We start from the raw sequence: 18,138 nt of genomic DNA, 5'->3' as shown, positions 1-18,138 counted from the left end.
GAGGCTGCCGGATGCCTCGATTGATGGAGGCATCATCCTTCACGTCGGCAGCAGAAACTGATCCAGCAGCCACAGCGCCGCCGGGCCGAGCGGGGTATCGCGCGACCACACCGCATCGGCACCGATCAGGCGCGGCCAGCCCGGCAGGGGCAGTTCCACCAGTTGGTCGCGGCCATAGCGGCTGACCAGGTCGCGCGGCAGCTCGGCCCAGCCGAAGCAGTCTTCGGCCATTTCCAGCACCATCAGGTAGTCCGAGGCCGCCCAGATGCGCCCACGTGCGTGGCCACTGCACCGCGCATCGCCGCTCAGGCAGATCTGGCGATGCCCGGCCAGATGCGATTCGTCCGGCGTGGCGATCCGGGTCAGCGGATGGTCGCGCGCCACGAATACCGCCATTTCCGCGCGCAGTGGCAGCGACCGCACCGCCAGCGCGGATGGATACTGCGCCTGCTGCGGTACCAGCCCGAGCTGGGCGCGGCCACGTTCCACCACGTCGAGGACGTCGTCGCCTTCGGCATCCAGCCACTCCAGCTCGATGTCCGGGAAGCGCTGCTCGAACCGGCGCAGCAGGTGCTGGTCGGGGTTGAGCTGATAGATGTCGGAGAACACCAGGGTAAGGCGTGGCTCGACCGCGTCGCCCAGGCGGATGCTGAGGTGCTCCAGGCGCTCGGCGGCGGCGAGGATCTCCTGCACGTGGCCGAGCACCTTGCGGCCATCCTCGGTCAGCTGCGGGTAGCGACTGGTGCGGTCGAACAGGGTCAGGCCGAGGTCGGCCTCCAGCGTGGCGATGCCGGTGCTGATGGTGGACTGGGTCTTCTTGAGGCGCCGCGCAGCGGCTGAGAACGAGCCCAGGGCGGCGGCTTCGACGAACGCGCGTAGGGATTCCGGGCTGTAGCGCATGGACGTATCGCCTGTATCGATGGATTCCATCTTTGGACTGATGGAATTGACGATGATACTGATCGCGTCATTGGGCCGCCATTGCCTGACCGTTTGTACCGGGCAACGGTCGGCACCCACCAGCCCATCCACGGCCGGTGCCTGCAGGCGCGCCACCGACGCACGCGTATCCGCCACCCTGGCAGATGCCCCGGTACCCGGCCCTTCGTCGGTGCGCGCCGGCCCAACATCAAGGAGCTTTCCATGCACACACACGTGCATTCGCAACCCCGTGCCCGTGGCGGTCTGATCGCCTGGGCCTGCCTGACCCTCGCGGTCGTCGCCGAAGTGGTCGGCACCTCGTTCATGGCCGACGCGGCGCGCCATGGCGGTTACCTCGGCTATGCGGTGATGGCCGTGGCGCTGGCCATTTCGTACTACTTCCTGGCGCTGTCGGTGCGCGGCATCGCGGTCGGGGTGGCTTATGCGGTCTGGGAAGGCCTTGGCCTGACCCTGTTGACGCTGGTCGGCATCGTCGTGTTCAAGGAGAGCCTCTCGGTGCAGCAGATGGTCGGCCTGCTGATGGCCGCCGCGGGTATCGTCTGCGTCACCCTGGGCGAAGCACACACGCCATGAACCTCACCGCCTTTCTTTTCGTGCTGTGCTCGGCAGTGATCGACATCGCCGCCAACATGATGGTCGCCAAGTCCGATGGCTTCCGTAAGCCGGCGTGGGGTGTCGCTGCGATCTTGCTGGTGTGGATCGCCTTCGCGCTGCTCGGCCAGGCGCTGAAGACGATGGACCTGGCCACCGCCTATGCGATGTGGGGTGCGGTCGGGGTGATCGGCACGGCGATCTGCGGGCGCGTGCTGTTCGGCAACCGGCTGCGCCCGATCGGCTGGGTGGGCATTGCGCTGGTCACCGGCGCGGTGGTGGTGCTGTCCAGCCACTGAAGTGCGCTCAGCGGAACAGTTGGTTCAAGGTGGCCCCGGATGCCGCATCGGCGAATCCGTCGAAGCGGCCTTCGTCCATCAGCAGTTGCGAGGCGCGCATCATCCCGCCCCAGGCGACCCGTGCCATCGCGCCACCGACGCTGACCCGGCGCACACCCATTGCGGCGATGTCCTGCAGGGTGAACGGTACGGCGGCGCCGACCAGCAGATTGACCGGCTGCGGCGCCACGGCGTTGACCACCGCTTCGATCTGTTCGCGGGTGCTGATGCCGGGTGCGTAGAGACAGTCCGCGCCCGCGTCGGCATACGCGCGTAGCCGGGTGATCGCATCGTCCAGGTCGGGGCGGCCGACGAAGAAGTTTTCGGCGCGGCCGATCAGCAGCACATCTTCACCGGACTGGTCGATCGCCCGGCGTGCCGCGCGTACCCGTGCCACCGCGTCCTCCAGCGTGCGCAGCGGATGGGCCGGGTCTGGCCCGGCATCTTCGATGGAGATACCCGCCACCCCGGTGGCAATGGCGCGGGTGACGTTGCTGCCGACCTCATCCAGCGTGCCGAAGCCGTCGCCGAAATCGGCATTCAGCGGCAGCGGCGTGGCGGCGGCAAGGGTGTGCAGGTGGGCGAGCGTTTCATCCAGCGACACCGTGCCATCGGCCTGCGCCTGGCTCCAGGCATGGCCGGAACTGGTCGAAGCCACTGCCTGGAAGCCCAGGCTGTGCAGGTAGCGTGCGCTGCCCGGATCCCACGGGTTGGGCAATACGAAGCAGCCGTCGTCATGCAGCGCACGGAAGGCCGCGCGGCGCGGGCGGGGATCGAAGGACGGTGCGGTCATGGCGCGTATCCGGCAGGCGGTGAGCCGATGGTAACGCCACCGTTGGTCAGCCCCGTGCTGATCCACGCGGCCGTGCTGGTCGCCGTGTTAAGCCGCCGTGGGAATGCCCGGCGCTGCGTTCACGCCCAACGACTGGCGGGCAGGTCCAGCCTTGCGCAGGCGCCGGATCATCCGTCGCCACGACCTGGGAGAACACTGATGAACCGGATGGCACAAAGATCGCGCTGGCTGCTGACGATGCTGCTGTTGGCAGGCATCGCCGCGAACGCCGCTGCCGCGCCGACAGCCAGGGCGCCCGCGCCGCTGCCTGCGTTCGAGGCGCTGGACAAGGACAAGGACGGCATCGTTACCCTGCCGGAGGTGAATGTGTATCCCGATGCCATTGCCGCGCGCCTGCGCAAGTGCGACGCCGACAAGGACATGAGGATCAGCCGCGACGAGTACGCCAAGTGCGAGCACGCCGCCCATGCTGCCGGCGCCAAGTGACACCGTTGGCTCAGGCCTTCACCCAGCGCGCCACCAGCCCGATCAGCAACAGCGCAGCGGCGACCAGGCAGAACGCGAATACCAGGCTGCTGCCGTGGGCGACGAAGCCGATCAGCGCCGGTCCGGCCAGTACGCCGGCATAGCCGAGCGTGGTGATGGCCGGAATCGCCAGGCTTTCGGGCATGGCTTTCTGGTTGCCGGCCATCGAGAACAGCGCCGGCACGATGTTGGCGCAGCCCAGGCCGATCAGCGCGTAGCCGAGCAGCGCCAGTGGCAGTGCCGGGGCAAAGGTGACCAGCGCGAAACCGCCGGCGGCGACCAGGCTGCCCAGCAGGATCGCGCGGTGCCGTCCCAGCCGTGCCACCACGCCATCGCCGACCAGCCGCGTTACCGTCATCGCGATGGCGAAGGTCATGAAACCCAGCCCGGCACGCGCGGGGTCGACCTGCTGCACTTCATGCAGGAATACCGCGCTCCAGTCCAGCATCGCGCCTTCTGCCAGGAAGGCGACAAAGCACAGCACGCCGATGCCCAGCACCACGCCACGCGGCACGGCAAACACCGGCGCGCCCGACGGCGCCTTGTCATTGCGCCAGAACGGCAGCGAGACGCCCAGCAGCGCCGCCATCACCGCCGACCCCAGCAGGCATACCAGCCACGGCGGCAGATGCAGGGCCAGCAGCGCGGTCATCGCCGCCGCGCCGACGGCGCCGCCGATGCTGTAGAAGGCATGGAAGCCGGACATCATCGGCCGCCCACTGTCCCGCTCGACCATCACCGCCTGGATGTTCATGGTGCAGTCGCAGGCCCCCACGCCGGCGCCGAACACGAACAAGGCCAGACCCAGCGTCCATGGCGAGGGCGCGATGGCCAGCAGCGGCAGGCTGGCAATCACCATGATGAGGGTGGCGATCATCACCGCGCGGCAGCCATGGCGTGCGGCGAACATGCCGGCCAGCGGCATCGACAGCAGCGAGCCGGCGCCCAGGCACAGCAGCACCAGGCCAAGCGAGCCTTCATCCAGGCCGGTGCGGGATTTGGCGAAGGGCACCAGCGGCGCCCACGCGGCGGTGGCGAAACCGGGCAGGAAGAAGGCGGCGCGGGTGGCGTGCTGTTCGGTGCGTGTGCCGACGAGCGTGGAACGTGCAAGCGTGGACATCGGGAGCGGGCTCACTCTGCGCGGGCGTGGTGGAGATCGACGCCGCGACGCGCGAACGCCTCGGCCTGGGCCGACGGTGCGTCGGCTTCGAGCACCAGGATGTCGATCTGCTCGACCCCGCCGATGCGATGCGCGGCCTGTGCCCCGAGTTTTTCGTTACTGGCCACCACCACGCAGCGGCTGCTCGCGGCAAGCATCGCGCGCTTGAGCGCAGCCTCTTCGCCGTCCACGGCCCAGATCCCGGCTTCTGCATCCACTGCGCAGGTTCCGATGAAACACACGTCCACCCGCAACGCGGCGATCGCTTCCAGCGCCTGTGCACCGACGGCCGCGCCGATACGCCGGTCCAGCCGGCCGCCGATCAGGCTGACCTCAATACCGTTGCGTGCCATCAGCAGCACCGCGATATCCGGTGCGTTGGTGATCACCCGGATGCCGTGCTGGTCGGGCAGGCAGGCGGCGATGGCGCTGTTGGTGGAACCGGCGTCGAGCAGCACCAGCTCGCCCGGGCGGACATGCGCGGCGGCGGCACGCGCGAGGGCCTGCTTCTGTTCGCGTTGCTGGGCATGGCGGTCGGCCAGTGGCGGGAACGCCGGTGCGGCGGGCAGGGCGCCGCCGTACACCTTGCGACACAGGCCCTGGCTGGCCAGATCACGCAGGTCGCGGCGGATCGAGTCTTCCGACACGCCCATCTGCACGGCCAGCGGCGCGGAGAACACGCGGCCTTGTTCGCGCAGCAGGCGCAGGATGGTCTGTTGGCGTTCGCCGGGCAGGGCTTCGGGGGTCATGGAACGACTCGCGGGAAATGAAACGTGCAGGGAAGATTGTTCAAACCGGCGAAAACGGGCATCGTTCGTTGCGCAGAGGACTGAGTATACGGAAACGTGCGCGATAATGCGTACAAACGTGCATTCTATCGTGCATGAATGTTCACGCCCGTCCGCCGTTGCGCTAGTCCTCCCGCGACAGTTCCGGCTGGATCACCCCGGCCACCCAGTCCATGAATGCAGTCACCCGTTGTGGCAAGTGGCGGCGCTGCGCGTACAGCAACGTCACCGGCATCGGCTCGGCGGCCAGCTGCGGCAGCACTTCCACCAGTGTGCCGGCGGCCAGCGCCTGGCGCACCCCGAGACGTGGCACCTGGATGATGCCCAGCCCGGCCAGCGCGGCGGCGCTGTAGCCCTCGCCGCTGTTGACGGTGATCGGACCGCGCATCGGCAGGTTCCGGTAGCCGGCACCGTCGGGATACTCGAAGCCCGGCGAGCGTTGGCCGAGCGTGCCGACGTAGTGGATCAAGGCGTGATCGGCCAGGTCTGCCAGTTCGCGTGGGGTGCCGTGCGTGGCCAGATACGCCGGGCTGGCGCAGTTGACGATCCGCATCAGGCCCAGCGGGCGGGCGACGAGCGTGTTGTCGTCCAGGCTGCCCACCCGCAGCACGCAGTCGAAGCCCTCGCGGACCAGATCGACGCGGCGGTCGGTGCCGCTCAGTTCGATCTCCAGGCCGGGATGCAGGGCCAGGAAACCGGGCAGGTGCGGGATCACCAGCTGCCGGGCCAGGCCGCTGGACATGTCCACCCGCAGCCGCCCTTTGAGCTGGCTGGTGTCGCGGCGGAACATGCCCTGCAGCTCTTCCATGTCGTCGAGCAGGTCGCGGGCGCGCTGCTGGAACTGCGCGCCGTCGGCGCTGAGCTGGACGCGGCGGGTGGTCCGGTGCAGCAGCTGCACGCCCACCTCGGCCTCCAGCCGCTGCACCGCCAGCGACACGCTGGCCTTGGGCAGGCCGAGGCTGTCGGCGGCGCCGGTGAACGAGCCGAGTTCGGCGACGCGCAGGAAGCTGCGCAGCTGGTCGAGGCGGTCCATGGATTGTTATCCAATATTGAACAGTCAAATCAGGATCGCGTGATTTATGTGGCCCTGCAAGATCAATAGGCTGTACCCACCCCCAACGCTGGAGAATCCACATGAGCAGCTCGCCCCGTATCGTCCTCATCACCGGCGGTAGCCGTGGCCTGGGCCGCAATGCCGCCCTGGCCCTGGCCGCCGACGGCGCGGACATCGTGTTGACCTACCGCAACCAGGCCGATGCCGCGCAGCAGGTGGTGGCGCAGATCGAGGCGCTGGGCCGGCGCGCGGTGGCCTTGCCGCTGGATGTGGCCGACAGCGGCAGCTTTGGCGCGTTCGCCGACCAGGTGCGGCAGACCCTGCAGACCCTCGGCGCCCGCCATCTGCAGGGCCTGCTCAACAATGCCGGCGAAGGTCTGTATGCGAGCATCGCCGACACCACGCCGGAACAGTTCGACCACGCGGTGGCGGTACACCTGAAGGGGCCGTACTTCCTGACCCAGGCGCTGCTGCCGTTGATCGCCGATGGCGGGCGCATCCTCAATGTCTCCAGCGGATTGGCGCGCTTCTCGCTGCCGGGCAGTTCGGCCTACGCGATGATGAAGGGCGGCATCGAGGTGTTCACCCGCTACCTGGCCAAGGAGCTGGGCGCGCGTGGCATCAGCGCCAACACGCTGGCACCGGGCGCGATCGCCACCGACTTCGGCGGCGGTCGGGTGCGCGACGACGAACACGTCAACGGCATGGTTGCCTCGATCACGGCGTTGGGGCGTGCCGGTCAGCCGGAGGACATCGGCCCGGTAGCGGCGGCGCTGTTGTCGCCGAGCACCGGCTGGATCAATGCACAGCGGGTGGAGGCGTCCGGCGGCATGTTCGTCTGAAGGATGCGGGCGTGCGCGTTGCGTGCGCCCGTTTTCGTTGCGGTGGTTCTGCAAACGGGTCGCATTCGCAGTTCGCGGCTATCATGGGCATTCTGTCCGTGCCGAGCCGAGTCTGATTTGAACGCTCCTCTTCCGATGCGCCCGATGGGCCGTGTATTTGCCACCGTCGCCTTCATCGAAGCATTGACCTGGGCCGGGCTGCTGATCGGTATGTACTTCAAGTACCACGCCGCCGACCCGACCCCGGTCGGCGTCCGCGTGTTCGGTCCACTGCATGGGTTTGCCTTCATGGCTTACGTCGTGGTGACGGTGCTGGCCGCGGTGCGGCTGCGGTGGCCATGGTGGGCGGCGGGCCTGGCAGTGCTGGCCGCGGTGCCGCCGTTGGTGACGCTGCCGCTGGAATGGTGGTTCAAGCGGCGCGGGTTGTTGAGCCGTCGCCCGGCCTGATGCTGGTCCCCGGCGCCGGCTTGGGGCGAACCTTGGTCGACTGCACGCATCGGGTCACCCTGCGGTGGCGACATGACGGGGGGCGCAGACCGGTTTGCTGATCGCAGGCGCGGACTGCGTTCGTGGGTCCTGCGTGCAATGCGCGTTGCGCCGGTATCGGCGGTGGTTTGGGAACCGACCGTGCCGGTGATTGGACGGGCGGCCACCTTCTCCTGTCTCAGGAGGGCATCACCGACGCCAACGCCTCGCCGATCTTTCCGGGGGACTGATAGCCGGCCAGCCGTGCGACTTCACGCCCGCCACGGATCAGCAGCAACGTCGGTGTCTGGCGCAGGCCGAGGCTGCGGAAGAACACTTCGCCGATGGTTTCCAGCTTCACCTTGAGCAGCACGACACCCGCCGCGCGGGGCGAACCGGCGACGCTGGCCAGCGACATGTCCAGCATCCGGCAGCCCGGGCAGTCGTCCTTGTGAAAATCGACCAGCAGAACAGGATGTTCGCGCAGGGCGGCACGGTAGTCGTCAGCGGTGGTGGCGTGCAGGGTCAGCATTGGAAGGCGTCTCGAAATGGGCCAGCACACGGTCGGCCCAGCGGTGAATGGTCTGGGTGTCGTCGCTGCCGTGCGGCATCTGCTCGATCTCCAGCACCGGAAGTGGCGAGCCGAAAAAACGGGCCAGCCGGTGCGCGGCGCCACAGTAGAACTCCAGGCCCCACTGGGTTTCCCCGGTACCGAACACCGCCACGGTTTCGCCGGGCGGCAGCCCCGGTCCGTCGCGCAGCGTGGCCACGAACTGCTTCATCTCGGCAGGCGTGCGGCCGGCGTTGTCAGTCCAGCAGCCCAGCAGCAACCCCGCATGCGGCTGGGCAAGGGCATCGTCCACCGGGTCGCTGTCCACGTCCAGGCAGCGCACCGCATGACCTCGCTCGGTGCAGTAAGCAGCCAGCAGCCGCGCCACTTCACGGGTGTTGCCGCTCAACGATGCATAGGCAAGCAGGAGGTTCATGGCCGCGCGTTCCTACAGATCGTCGAAGCCGTTGTCCGCATTGGTCTTTTTGTAGCTGGCGTTGCGCATCTCGAAGAAGTCGGTCTTGGTTTCGGTGAAGTTGTCGGCGTAGGCCTTGATCCACGGCATCACGTTGACGCTGGTATCGCTGTAGAGCTTCTCGATGCCGAGCATGCCGGCCATCTTGTTGGCGCGGTATTTCACGTAGCGGATCATCTCGTCCACGTCGATGCCGTCGATGCCGTCCAGCACCTCACCGGTCCAGCGGGTCTCCAGCGCGATGGCATGCTCGAAGGCGTCGTGCACGTAGGCGGTGAGTTGATCGCCCTGCAGCTGCGGGTTCTCGCCGATGATGGCGCGGATCAACTCGCTGATGAACTTGGTATGGGCCAGTTCGTCGCGGTTGATGAAGCTGATGATCTTGCCGGTGCCGGTCATGCGGTTCTGCCGCACCAGGTTGTAGAAGAACGCGAAGCCCGAATAGAAATTGATGCCTTCCAGGATCGAGGACTGGATCAGCGAGCGGATGAGCGTTTCGGCGGTCTTCTCGCGCATGAAGTCGTCATAGGACTGCATGATCGGCTGGTTGCGCGCCTGGATGGTGGGGTGGGTGCGTGCGATCTCGAAGACCCGGTTCTGGTCGGCCAGCCCGGCGATGGAGGCCAGCACGTAGCTGTAGCTCTCGTTGTGGATCACCTCCTGCTGGCCGATGATCGCCGCATTGGCGTGCGCGGCCGGGTCGGTGATGTATTCGGCGACGTTGTAGATGAAGCGGGTCTGCGGCGAATCCAGCGTGGCCAGCAGGCCGATGATGGAATCGTAGGCGTTCTTTTCGCGCGCGCTGAGCTCGCCGTACCCGCGCGCGTCACCCTTCATGTCGACTTCGTCGGGGATCCAGAAGTTGGTCGACAGCTCTTTGTACGCCCGGTAGAAGGACGGGTAGGGGATGTCGTTCCAGTTGAGGATGCCGCTGGTGCGGCCGTTGATGATGCCGGTGGAGCGGTTGGGGTGGCGCGGTTCGAGGATCTTGATGCGTTCGAGCGGTGTTGCCATGGGGGTGTCCTGGTTGTCGGTTACGTGCGTTTGCCTGGTTGCCGGCCAGCGGCCGGCACTACCGTGGACGGGCTGTGCCTGGTTGCCGGCTAGCGGCCGACACTACCGCTGACGGGCTGTGTCTGGCTGCCGGCCAGCGGCCGGCACTACCGTTGACGGGCTGTGCCTGGTTGCCGGCCAGCGGCCGGCACTACCGCTGACGACCTGCGGTCGTCAGCTGCCACACCAGTCGCATTCGGTGATGTCGATGTCGTTGGAGCGCACGTAATACGTGGTTTTCAGGCCTTCGCGCCAGGCGCTCATGTGCAGTGCGAGCAGGGTGCTGGCGCGGATGGTGCTGGGCACGTAGAGGTTGAAGCTGATCGACTGGTCCACGTGGCGCTGGCGGCGTGCGTTCTGGCGGATGCTGGCGAACTGGTCCAGGCGGTAGGCGCCCTTTTCGTAGTACGGGTAGGTGTCCAGGGACAACCCGGGGGCGGCGACCGGGCGGCGGAAGTCCTTCTTCTCTTCGTAGTAGAACGCGCCGTATACCGGGTCGATCGAGGCGCTGGAGCCGGCGATCTGCGCGGTACTCATGTTCGGTGCCACCGCCAGCAGCCAGCCGTTGCGCAGCCCGTGCACGCTCACCTGCGCGGCCAGTTCCTGCCAGGCGGGGCTGTCGTAGCCGCGGGCACGGAAGTACTCGCCGGTCTGCCAGTCGCTGCCAAGGAAGGCGCTGTAGCGGCCCTTCTCTTCGGCCAGACGCATGCTGGCCTGGATGGCCAGGTAGTTGATGCGCTCGTAGAGGCTGTCGGCGTAGTCCTCGGCCTGCGCGTCGTTCCAGTCAATCTGCTTGAGTGCCAGCAGATGGTGCCAGCCGAAGGTGCCCAAGCCGATCGCGCGGTACTTGCGGTTGGTGATGGTGGCCTGCGGAACCGGCAACTGGTTGAGGTCGATGACGTTGTCGAGCATGCGTACCTGGATCGGCACCAGCCGCTCAAGCACGTCGCTGGACAGCAGGTCCGGCGCGGCGGTGACCGCACGACCAAGATTGATCGAGGACAGGTTGCACACCACGAAATCGCCGGCCTGGCGGGTGGTGACGATCTGGTCGCCACTGATCATTTCCTGCATCAGCCGGGTCGGACTCATGTTCTGCAGGATCTCGGTGCACAGGTTGCTGGAGTACACCGTGCCGGCGTGCTTGTTGGGATTCATCCGGTTCACTTCGTCCCGGTAGAACATGAAGGGGTTGCCGGTTTCCAGCTGGCTGACCATGATCCGCTTGAACAGGTCGATGGCCTTGATCGTGCGACGGCTGATGCGTTCGTCGGCGACGACCTCGGCATAGCGTTCGCGGAAACTGCCCTGGCCGCGCTGCTCATCGTGGACGTCCTGCAGGTACCAGCCCTTGATCCGCTTCACTTCGTACGGATCGAACAGATACCAGTCGCCGCGCCGTTCCACCGCCTCCATGAACAGGTCCGGCAGGCATACCGAGGTGAACACATCGTGCGCGCGCAGGCGCTGGTCGCCGTTGTTCAGGCGCAGGTCGAGGAAGGCCTCGATGTCGCGATGCCAGACGTCCAGGTACACCGCGATGGCGCCCTTGCGCTGGCCGAGCTGGTCGACGCTGACCGCGGTGTTGTTGAGCTGCTTGATCCACGGCACCACGCCGCCGGAGGAGTTGGCCACGCCGCGGATGGCCGCGCCGGCCGAGCGCACGTAGCCCAGGTAGGCGCCCACGCCGCCGCCGTGCTTGGATACGCGGGCAACATCGGTGTTGGAGTCGTAGATGCCCTGCAGGCTGTCGTCGACGGTGTCGATGAAGCACGACGACAACTGCCCGCCGACCTTGCCGGCGTTGGCCAGGGTCGGGGTGGCCACGGTCATGTACAGGTGCGACAGCGCCCAGTACGCCTCGTGCACCAGGCGCATGCGCCGTGCGCGGGTGCGGTCGCCGCTGAGGTGTTCGTTCTGCATCAGGTACAGCGCGATGGTCAGCCAACGCTCCTGCGGCAGCTCATAGACCGCGCGCGAGTGGTCGGTGGCCAGGTAGCGCGTGGCCAGCAGGTACAGCCCGTTGTAGGCGAACAGGAGGTCGCGGTCTGGCTCGATCATGCGCCCGGCCTCTTCCAGTTCCTCCTTGGAATAGGCCTTGAGGATGTCGATGGAGTACACGTTGCGGTCGGCCAGGCTCTCCTGCAGGCCGACGTAGGAACCGTACTTGAGGCTGGCATCGTAAAAGCGATTCTTGCTGGCGCGCTTGTACAGCCGGCGCAGGTACAGCCGTGCGGCGAAGTGCTCCCAGTCCGGCGCGACCAGGTCGATGCGCGACTCGGCCTCGCGGATCAGCAGGTCGACCAGTTCATCGGCAGCGAGCTGTTCGCGGCGGTGCACCAGTGCCAGCACGGCCCGCTGGTAGTCGGCCAGGTCCAGCTGCGGAAATTCTGCGTGTACCCCCTGGATGGAGCGCAGCAGTCGCGGCGGGTCGAAGGGCATGCGGCGGTTGCCGCCTTCCTTGGTGATCCACAGACCATCGCCGCCGAGCGGGGCGGTGTGATCGAAGGAGGCGGAGGGTGCGGAGAGCGGGGTGTCGTCGTTGATCATCGGAAATCCATGCGGTGCGCAGTTGTCGCGTCGCGATACAGGCATCGCGACGGCCGGGCGGGCGTCATGGAGGCAGGGGGATCATCCCCGGATGTGTCCGGGCAACGCTCTCGCAACCAGGCGCCGTTCGGGTGGTCACGCCCTGCGACCGGAGCGGTCTGCGGGGGCGCGACGAGGAACCGGGCCTGGCGGAAGCGGGGAGCCGATGAACACAACATAGTGTGGGTCTGCCTCATCGTCAACATCATATGTTGGGTTGATGACGCGCCGGACGTGACCAAACGCCGCAGCCGTGCGGGCGGGGCGCCACCTGAAAAAACGCCAGCACGCAGGGGCCGACCGTGGGTCGGTTCACGGCGTCCCTGCCGATGGCGCGGGGGCTACTTCCAGGGCAACGCGCGCAGTTGCTGTCCCCGTTGCCAGGCCAGTTCGGCATGCACCTTGGCGTTGTCCGGATTGGTTAGTTCGGCGGCCATTGGCGAGGTGGCGGCCTCGCGTGCGGCGCGGGCGCGGGCGTCGTCCAGGTTTTCGCTGCGAAGCCCCAGATCGGCCAGCACGATCACCTTGCCCGGCTGCACTTCGACATGTCCGCCGGACACATAGACATGCAACGGCGGCTCGGCGGCGAGCGGAAACACCGAGACCATGCCTTCGCGCAACGTGGCCAGCAGCGGTGCGTGCTGCGCCAATACGCCAAAGCGACCCTCGCTGCCGGGCAGGCTGATCTCGCGCACGTCGCCGCTCCAGATTTCGCCGGTGAGGCTGATGATCTGTACCGACAGCCCCTGCGCGATATCGGCGACGATGCCGGGCAGGGCGGTGATGGGGGGAAGTGACGCCATTGCAGAGTGCCGGGGTGGGGTGGATCCAGCTTAGTCGGGCCGATGTGTGTGCGGGTTGATCGCCGTCAATGTGCTGAACGCCGCATCACCCTGTGCGGGCACCTGCGAATGCGACCTGTTATCATTTGAATGGATAGCCAAGGCGACCTTGATCGCCCAAGCCGATCGATTCGACGCGCCGCGCCGCCGCGCCGCGCGCCCTTCCTCTGATTGGCGGTGGTGGTCCATGCGTGAGCGTTCGGTAGTACCCGGTTTACCGGCCCTGGTGTTCGCCGCCCTGACCGGCACGATGGCGATGATGGCCTTCGTGGCGGTGGTGGGCCCGGTGGTGCGTCTGCTGGGCCTGGCCGAATGGCATGCCGGCTTGTCGGTGACCGCCGCCGGCGTGTTGTGGATGCTGTCCGCACGCCGTTGGGGCACGTTGAGCGACCGGATCGGGCGCAAGCGCGTGCTGCTGATCGCGCTGGCCGCTTACGTGGTGATCTACGTGGTCATGGCGGTATTCGTCGATGCCGCGCTGGCCCGGCCGCCGGCGCTGTGGCTGTCGGTGGTGGTGCTGGTGGGGACGCGGGCGCTGGTGGGGTTGTTCTACGCCGCGGTGCCGCCCACGGCAGCGGCGATGGTGGCCGATGGTGCCGCGCCCGGGCAACGCGCTGCGGCCATGGCCAAACTCGGCAGCGCCAATGCGCTGGGCATGGTGATCGGGCCGGCCGCTGCGGGCTGGATCGCCTTCCATCAGCTGTCGTTGACCTTGTATGTCGCCGCGTTGCTGCCGCTGCTGTCGCTGGCGGTGATCGCGTGGCGGTTGCCGGCCGACGCGCCGGTGGCCGCGACGGCGGCGACCGGACCGCGTCAGCGCCTGGGCTGGACCGATGCACGCCTGCGCCTGCCGATCCTGGCGGTCTTCGCGGCGATGGTGTCGGTGACCATCGCCCAGGTGACGGTTGGATTCTTTGCCATCGACCGGTTGCAGCTGTCGCCGACCGATGGCGCGCAGGCGGCTGRCCTGGCCCTCACCGCCGTAGGGGTGGGCCTGATCCTGGCGCAGGTGTTGGTGATGAAGCTCGGCGGCGTATCGCCGCGCCGCTGGATCGCCATCGGCGCGTTGATCTCGGCGATGGGCTTTGCGTCGGTTGCGCTGGTGGATGCGCGCTGGGAACTGTTGTTGGCGTACGCCGTCGCGGCGTTCGGCATGGGCTTCGTGTTTCCGTCGTTCCAGGCGCTTGCCGCCGATTCGGTGCAGGCCCACGAGCAGGGCGCGGCGGCGGGCACGGTGGCGTCGGTGCAGGGCCTGGGCATGGTGATCGGGCCGATGCTGGGCACGCTGCTGTACCAATGGCGGCCGAGTGCACCGTATGTGCTGGTGGGCGTGCTGCTGCTGGTGCTCTCCATCGCGGCAATGCGCCATCGCATGGCGGTGACGGCATGAACGACAGCCTGCAGGCGCGTGCGCAGCGCGACGAAGACGGCGGCGGCGTGGACGAGGCGGCGGCCACGGCGCAGTTCCTGCTGCGCGCGCCGCTGCGTTCGCTGGATGCGCGCGGTTGCCGCGCACGCCTGCCCGGTGGTGGTACCGCCAGCCTGGCCGCGCGGGTCGCCGCGTTCTTTGCCGCGCCGCATGCCGGACTGCCGTTGCTGGTGGGGGCGCTGCCGTTCGACCCACAGGCCGACGATGCGCTGCATCAGCCGGAGTGGCTGGCGCCTGCGGCGGCACTGCCGGCACCGCCGGTGCCGCGTTTTTCCGGCAGTGTCAGCGCCGAGCCGAGCGCGCAGCACTATGCCGATGCCGTGCGCCAGGCGTTGACCCGGTTGCAACAGCCCGCGCCGGACCTGCACAAGGTGGTGCTGGCGCGCAGCCTGCACCTGCACAGTGGGCAGCCCATCGCACCGCGCGAGCTGGCCGCGCGACTGGGCCACGATCCGAGCGTGGCCACCTATCTGGTGCCGCTGCCGATCGACGGGCCGGAGCCGCCCGCCTGGCTGGTCGGCGCTACCCCGGAGCTGCTGGTGTCGCGTCGTGGCACGCGGGTGCTTTCGCATCCGCTGGCCGGATCGGCGCGGCGCAGTGCCGATCCCGCGGAGGATGCGCGCACCGCGCAGGCCCTGCTGGGCTCGGCGAAAGACCACGACGAGCACCGCCACGTGGTCGAGGCCATCGTCACCGCGCTGGCGCCGTGGTGCACTCATGTCGAGGCCGATGCGCGCCCGTCGCTGCATGCCACTGCGACGATGTGGCATCTCGGCACGCGCATCGAGGCGACGCTGAGCAATGCCGCCACGCCGGTGGCCGCATTGGTGGCGGCCCTGCATCCCACTCCGGCGGTGTGCGGCACGCCACGCCAGCTCGCGCTGGATACGATCTGCGCCTTGGAACCGGTGCCGCGCGGTTTCTACGCCGGCGCAGTGGGCTGGACCGATGCCGACGGCGACGGTGACTGGTACGTGGCGATCCGCTGCGCGCGCGTGCAGGGCCGGCAGGCGCGGATCTATGCCGGGGCCGGGATCGTCGCCGACTCCGAGCCCGCATTGGAAGTGGCCGAAACCGCCGCGAAATTCGGCGCGCTGTTGAACGCCCTCGGCGTCGACCACGTGCCTTCTGCATGAGTCAATGGAGTTGCTGATGAACGACGTGGACGAATCTGCGCTGATGCCGCTGTGCCAGACCTGGCCGGCGGCGCTGGTCGCCCGCTATCGCGCTGCGGGTTACTGGCGTGGCGAAACCTTCCCTGGTTTCCTGCGTGATCGCGCCGCACGCTTTGCCGACGACATCGCGGTGGTGGCGGGCGGGGTCCGCCTGAGCTACGCCGGGTTGTGGCAGGAAGCCGGCCGGATCGGCGCGGGCCTGCTCGCTGCCGGACTGGTGCCGGGCGACCGCGTGGTGGTGCAGCTGGGGAATGTTCCCGAAGTTGTGACGGTGGCCTGCGGGCTGATGCGTGCCGGATTGATCCCGGTGTACGCGCTGCCCGCGCATCGCATCACCGAGGTGACCCACTTCGTGCGCAAGGCGCAGGCACGCGGTTACGTCGCCGCCTCCGGCCATGACGGCTTCGATTACCGCACCCTCGCACGTGAACTGCAGACCGCGGTGCCGACGCTGCAGCATGTGCTGATCGTCGGCGACGCGGCTGAGTTCAGTGCCGTAGCGGCGCTGCAGGGGGACGTCTCGCAGCTGCCGGCCGATCCGGACCCGCAGTCGGTCGCGTTCCTGCAGCTGTCCGGTGGCAGCACCGGGTTGTCCAAGCTGATCCCGCGCACGCATGACGACTACATCTATTCGTTCCGTGCCAGCAACGGCATCTGCGGTATCGACCGCGACAGCGTGTACCTGGTCGCGCTGCCGGCCGCGCACAACTTCCCGATGAGCTCGCCCGGTTTCTTCGGTGCGTTGTACGCCGGTGCGCGGGTGGTACTCAGCCCGGGACCGGGACCGGATGTAGCGTTTCCGTTGATCGCGCGCGAAGGCGTCACCTGTGTGGGTCTGGTGCCACCGTTGGCGCTGCTGTGGGCCCAGGCCGCCGGGAGTACGACGCATGATCTGTCCAGCCTGAACGTGCTGCAGGTGGGCGGCGCCAAGCTGGTGCCGGAAGCGGCCAGGCGCGTGATCGATGCGTTGGGCTGCCAGTTGCAGCAGGTGTTCGGCATGGCCGAAGGGCTGGTGAACTACACGCGGCTGCACGACCCGCAGGACGTGGTGGTGGGCACGCAGGGCCGACCGATCTCGCCCGACGACGAGGTACTGGTGGTCGATGACAACGGCCATCCGGTCGCCGAGGGCGCCGTCGGCCATCTGCTCACCCGCGGCCCGTATACGATCCGTGCCTACCACAACGATGCGGCGGCCAATGCGCGCTCGTTCACCGAAGACGGCTATTACCGCACCGGTGACAGGGTGCAGCAGCTGGCCGGTGGCTACCTGGTGGTGCAGGGCAGGGCAGGTGACCACATCAACCGGGCCGGCGAGAAGATCTCCGCCGAAGAGATCGAAGACCATCTGCTGGCGCACGCCGAGGTGTTCGATGCGGCGGTGGTGTCCATGCCCGATCCCTACCTGGGCGAGCGCAGCTGCGCATTCGTGATCGCACGAAATACCCCGCCGACGGCAGCCAGCCTCAAGGCCTGGGTGCGTGGACGTGGCCTGGCCGCGTTCAAGGTGCCCGACCAGGTGGTGTTCGTCGAGGCGTTCGGCACCACGGCGGTCGGCAAGATCAGCCGTCGCGAACTGCGCGCGCAACTGCGCGAACGTTACATCCAACAAACAGGAGGACCGCGCTGATGGCGCTGCCGAGGATTGCCGACTATTCCCCGCCGCTGGCCAACGAGCTGCCGTCCCCGCGCGGTGCCTGGCAGCCGCGCAGCGAGCGCCTGGCGCTGCTGGTGCACGACATGCAGCAGTACTTTCTGGGTGCATTCAACGCCGACGCGGCACCGTTGGCGCCGGCCGTGGCCAACACCGCCCGCCTGCTGCGGCACTGCCGTGCCCGCGGCATTCCGGTGTTCTACACCGCACAGCGGGGCAACCAGGATCGCCGCGACCGTGGCCTGCAGGCCGATCTGTGGGGGCCGGGCATGCACGCCACGCCGGAACACGAAACGATCCTCGCTGCGCTGGCCCCGGCGGCGGGCGACCACATACTGGTCAAGCACCGCTACAGCGCGTTCCAGCGCAGCAACCTGGAAACAATGATGCGTGCGCGCGGCCGCGACCAGTTGCTGGTCACCGGCGTGTACGCGCATATCGGCTGCGCGGCGACGGTGAGCGAGGCCTTCCAGCGCGATATCGAAGCCTTCATCGCGGCCGATGCCGTGGCCGATTTCTCCCGTGCCGATCACGATATGGCGATGCAGTTGATCGCGCGGACCTGCGGCGTGCCCTTGACCACCGACCAGCTGCTGGAGACCCTGGCATGAGCCCCGATACGCGCGCAGTCGCCCTCGACCTTGAACGCATGCGCATCGATGTGGCCGGCATGCTTGGCGAAGCGCCGGAGACCATTGGCGATGAGGACAACCTGATCGACCTGGGGCTGGATTCGATGCGGGTGCTGGGGTTGGTGCTGGCGTGGGGCGAGAGCGGGATCCCGCTGGAGTTCAGCCATCTTGCCGAGCACGCCACGCTGGCCGGCTGGTGGGGCGTGGTGCAGCGGCTGCAGGCCAGCGCCGACCGCGCATGA

20 protein-coding genes are annotated in these 18,138 nt (G+C 67.8%); 10 read left to right on the top strand and 10 right to left on the bottom strand.

Features of this window, described 5'->3' with window-relative positions; all coding sequences use genetic code 11:
• Positions 1-39: 39 nt before the first annotated feature.
• Positions 40-900, bottom strand: a complete 861-nt coding sequence (locus tag AC1DR7_RS00185; RefSeq protein ID WP_478051298.1) for a LysR family transcriptional regulator — start codon at positions 898-900, stop codon at positions 40-42.
• 243 nt (positions 901-1,143) lie between these two features.
• Here AC1DR7_RS00185 and AC1DR7_RS00180 point away from each other — a divergent pair, with 243 nt between their 5' ends.
• Positions 1,144-1,515, top strand: a complete 372-nt coding sequence (locus tag AC1DR7_RS00180) for a DMT family transporter (protein ID WP_457320139.1) — start codon at positions 1,144-1,146, stop codon at positions 1,513-1,515.
• Positions 1,512-1,832 (top strand): DMT family transporter, encoded by a 321-nt coding sequence (locus AC1DR7_RS00175; protein WP_478051297.1) that lies wholly within the window; start codon positions 1,512-1,514, stop codon positions 1,830-1,832. The genes AC1DR7_RS00180 and AC1DR7_RS00175 overlap by 4 nt, the downstream gene beginning before the upstream one ends.
• Before the next feature lie 7 nt (positions 1,833-1,839).
• Here the strand turns inward: AC1DR7_RS00175 and AC1DR7_RS00170 are convergent, their stop codons facing one another.
• Positions 1,840-2,664 carry an isocitrate lyase/PEP mutase family protein gene (locus AC1DR7_RS00170; RefSeq protein WP_457321875.1) on the bottom strand — a complete coding sequence of 275 codons (825 nt, stop codon included), beginning with the start codon at positions 2,662-2,664 and terminating at the stop codon, positions 1,840-1,842.
• A 198-nt stretch (positions 2,665-2,862) separates the two neighbouring features.
• Here AC1DR7_RS00170 and AC1DR7_RS00165 point away from each other — a divergent pair, with 198 nt between their 5' ends.
• Positions 2,863-3,150 carry an EF-hand domain-containing protein gene (locus AC1DR7_RS00165; protein ID WP_478052551.1) on the top strand — a complete coding sequence of 96 codons (288 nt, stop codon included), beginning with the start codon at positions 2,863-2,865 and terminating at the stop codon, positions 3,148-3,150.
• 10 nt (positions 3,151-3,160) lie between these two features.
• On the opposite strand, the gene AC1DR7_RS00160 is transcribed toward AC1DR7_RS00165, so the two are convergent.
• From AC1DR7_RS00160 to AC1DR7_RS00150, 3 genes are all read right to left on the bottom strand, one after another.
• On the bottom strand, positions 3,161-4,309 hold the full coding sequence (locus AC1DR7_RS00160) for an MFS transporter (RefSeq protein WP_478051295.1): 1,149 nt from the start codon (positions 4,307-4,309) through the stop codon (positions 3,161-3,163).
• A gap of 11 nt (positions 4,310-4,320) precedes the next feature.
• A complete protein-coding gene (locus AC1DR7_RS00155; RefSeq protein WP_478051294.1) occupies positions 4,321-5,097 on the bottom strand; it encodes a DeoR/GlpR family DNA-binding transcription regulator in 777 nt (258 codons plus the stop codon).
• A gap of 163 nt (positions 5,098-5,260) precedes the next feature.
• Positions 5,261-6,169, bottom strand: a complete 909-nt coding sequence (locus AC1DR7_RS00150; RefSeq protein ID WP_256774272.1) for a LysR family transcriptional regulator — start codon at positions 6,167-6,169, stop codon at positions 5,261-5,263.
• A gap of 101 nt (positions 6,170-6,270) precedes the next feature.
• Here AC1DR7_RS00150 and AC1DR7_RS00145 point away from each other — a divergent pair, with 101 nt between their 5' ends.
• Together AC1DR7_RS00145 and AC1DR7_RS00140 are read left to right on the top strand one after the other, a co-directional pair.
• Positions 6,271-7,032, top strand: coding sequence for an SDR family NAD(P)-dependent oxidoreductase (locus AC1DR7_RS00145; RefSeq protein WP_256774273.1), 762 nt, complete (start codon positions 6,271-6,273; stop codon positions 7,030-7,032).
• 135 nt (positions 7,033-7,167) lie between these two features.
• Positions 7,168-7,479: a DUF3817 domain-containing protein gene (locus tag AC1DR7_RS00140; protein ID WP_256774376.1), complete on the top strand. Its 312-nt coding sequence runs from the start codon at positions 7,168-7,170 to the stop codon at positions 7,477-7,479.
• A gap of 217 nt (positions 7,480-7,696) precedes the next feature.
• On the opposite strand, the gene AC1DR7_RS00135 is transcribed toward AC1DR7_RS00140, so the two are convergent.
• From AC1DR7_RS00135 to atpC, 5 genes are all read right to left on the bottom strand, one after another.
• Positions 7,697-8,029 carry a thioredoxin family protein gene (locus tag AC1DR7_RS00135; protein WP_478051292.1) on the bottom strand — a complete coding sequence of 111 codons (333 nt, stop codon included), beginning with the start codon at positions 8,027-8,029 and terminating at the stop codon, positions 7,697-7,699.
• The gene (locus AC1DR7_RS00130; protein ID WP_457322073.1) at positions 8,001-8,483 is read right to left on the bottom strand and encodes a flavodoxin; all 483 of its coding nucleotides are present in this window, start codon (positions 8,481-8,483) and stop codon (positions 8,001-8,003) included. The genes AC1DR7_RS00135 and AC1DR7_RS00130 overlap by 29 nt, the downstream gene beginning before the upstream one ends.
• A gap of 12 nt (positions 8,484-8,495) precedes the next feature.
• Positions 8,496-9,536, bottom strand: coding sequence for a ribonucleotide-diphosphate reductase subunit beta (locus AC1DR7_RS00125; protein ID WP_256774276.1), 1,041 nt, complete (start codon positions 9,534-9,536; stop codon positions 8,496-8,498).
• A gap of 213 nt (positions 9,537-9,749) precedes the next feature.
• Positions 9,750-12,125 (bottom strand): ribonucleoside-diphosphate reductase subunit alpha, encoded by a 2,376-nt coding sequence (locus tag AC1DR7_RS00120; protein ID WP_478051329.1) that lies wholly within the window; start codon positions 12,123-12,125, stop codon positions 9,750-9,752.
• A gap of 380 nt (positions 12,126-12,505) precedes the next feature.
• Positions 12,506-12,967, bottom strand: a complete 462-nt coding sequence (atpC, locus tag AC1DR7_RS00115) for an ATP synthase F1 subunit epsilon (protein ID WP_256774278.1) — start codon at positions 12,965-12,967, stop codon at positions 12,506-12,508.
• A 226-nt stretch (positions 12,968-13,193) separates the two neighbouring features.
• Between atpC and AC1DR7_RS00110 the strand changes: the two genes are divergently transcribed.
• The 5 genes from AC1DR7_RS00110 to AC1DR7_RS00090 are packed head-to-tail and all read left to right on the top strand — an operon-like array spanning position 13,194 to position 18,138.
• Positions 13,194-14,396 carry an MFS transporter gene (locus tag AC1DR7_RS00110; protein WP_478076350.1) on the top strand — a complete coding sequence of 401 codons (1,203 nt, stop codon included), beginning with the start codon at positions 13,194-13,196 and terminating at the stop codon, positions 14,394-14,396.
• Positions 14,393-15,571, top strand: a complete 1,179-nt coding sequence (locus AC1DR7_RS00105; protein ID WP_457318481.1) for an isochorismate synthase — start codon at positions 14,393-14,395, stop codon at positions 15,569-15,571. Before AC1DR7_RS00110 ends, AC1DR7_RS00105 begins: the two co-directional genes overlap by 4 nt.
• A 16-nt stretch (positions 15,572-15,587) precedes the next feature.
• Positions 15,588-17,240: a (2,3-dihydroxybenzoyl)adenylate synthase gene (locus AC1DR7_RS00100; protein ID WP_478051327.1), complete on the top strand. Its 1,653-nt coding sequence runs from the start codon at positions 15,588-15,590 to the stop codon at positions 17,238-17,240.
• Positions 17,240-17,875, top strand: a complete 636-nt coding sequence (locus tag AC1DR7_RS00095; RefSeq protein WP_457318479.1) for an isochorismatase family protein — start codon at positions 17,240-17,242, stop codon at positions 17,873-17,875. The genes AC1DR7_RS00100 and AC1DR7_RS00095 overlap by 1 nt, the downstream gene beginning before the upstream one ends.
• Positions 17,872-18,138: a phosphopantetheine-binding protein gene (locus tag AC1DR7_RS00090; protein WP_457318478.1), complete on the top strand. Its 267-nt coding sequence runs from the start codon at positions 17,872-17,874 to the stop codon at positions 18,136-18,138. The genes AC1DR7_RS00095 and AC1DR7_RS00090 overlap by 4 nt, the downstream gene beginning before the upstream one ends.

Source organism: Stenotrophomonas sp. P5_A9, from assembly GCF_056400525.1.
The sequence above is the reverse complement of the archived record's forward strand: the minus strand, read 5'-3'. Positions and strand labels throughout refer to the sequence as shown.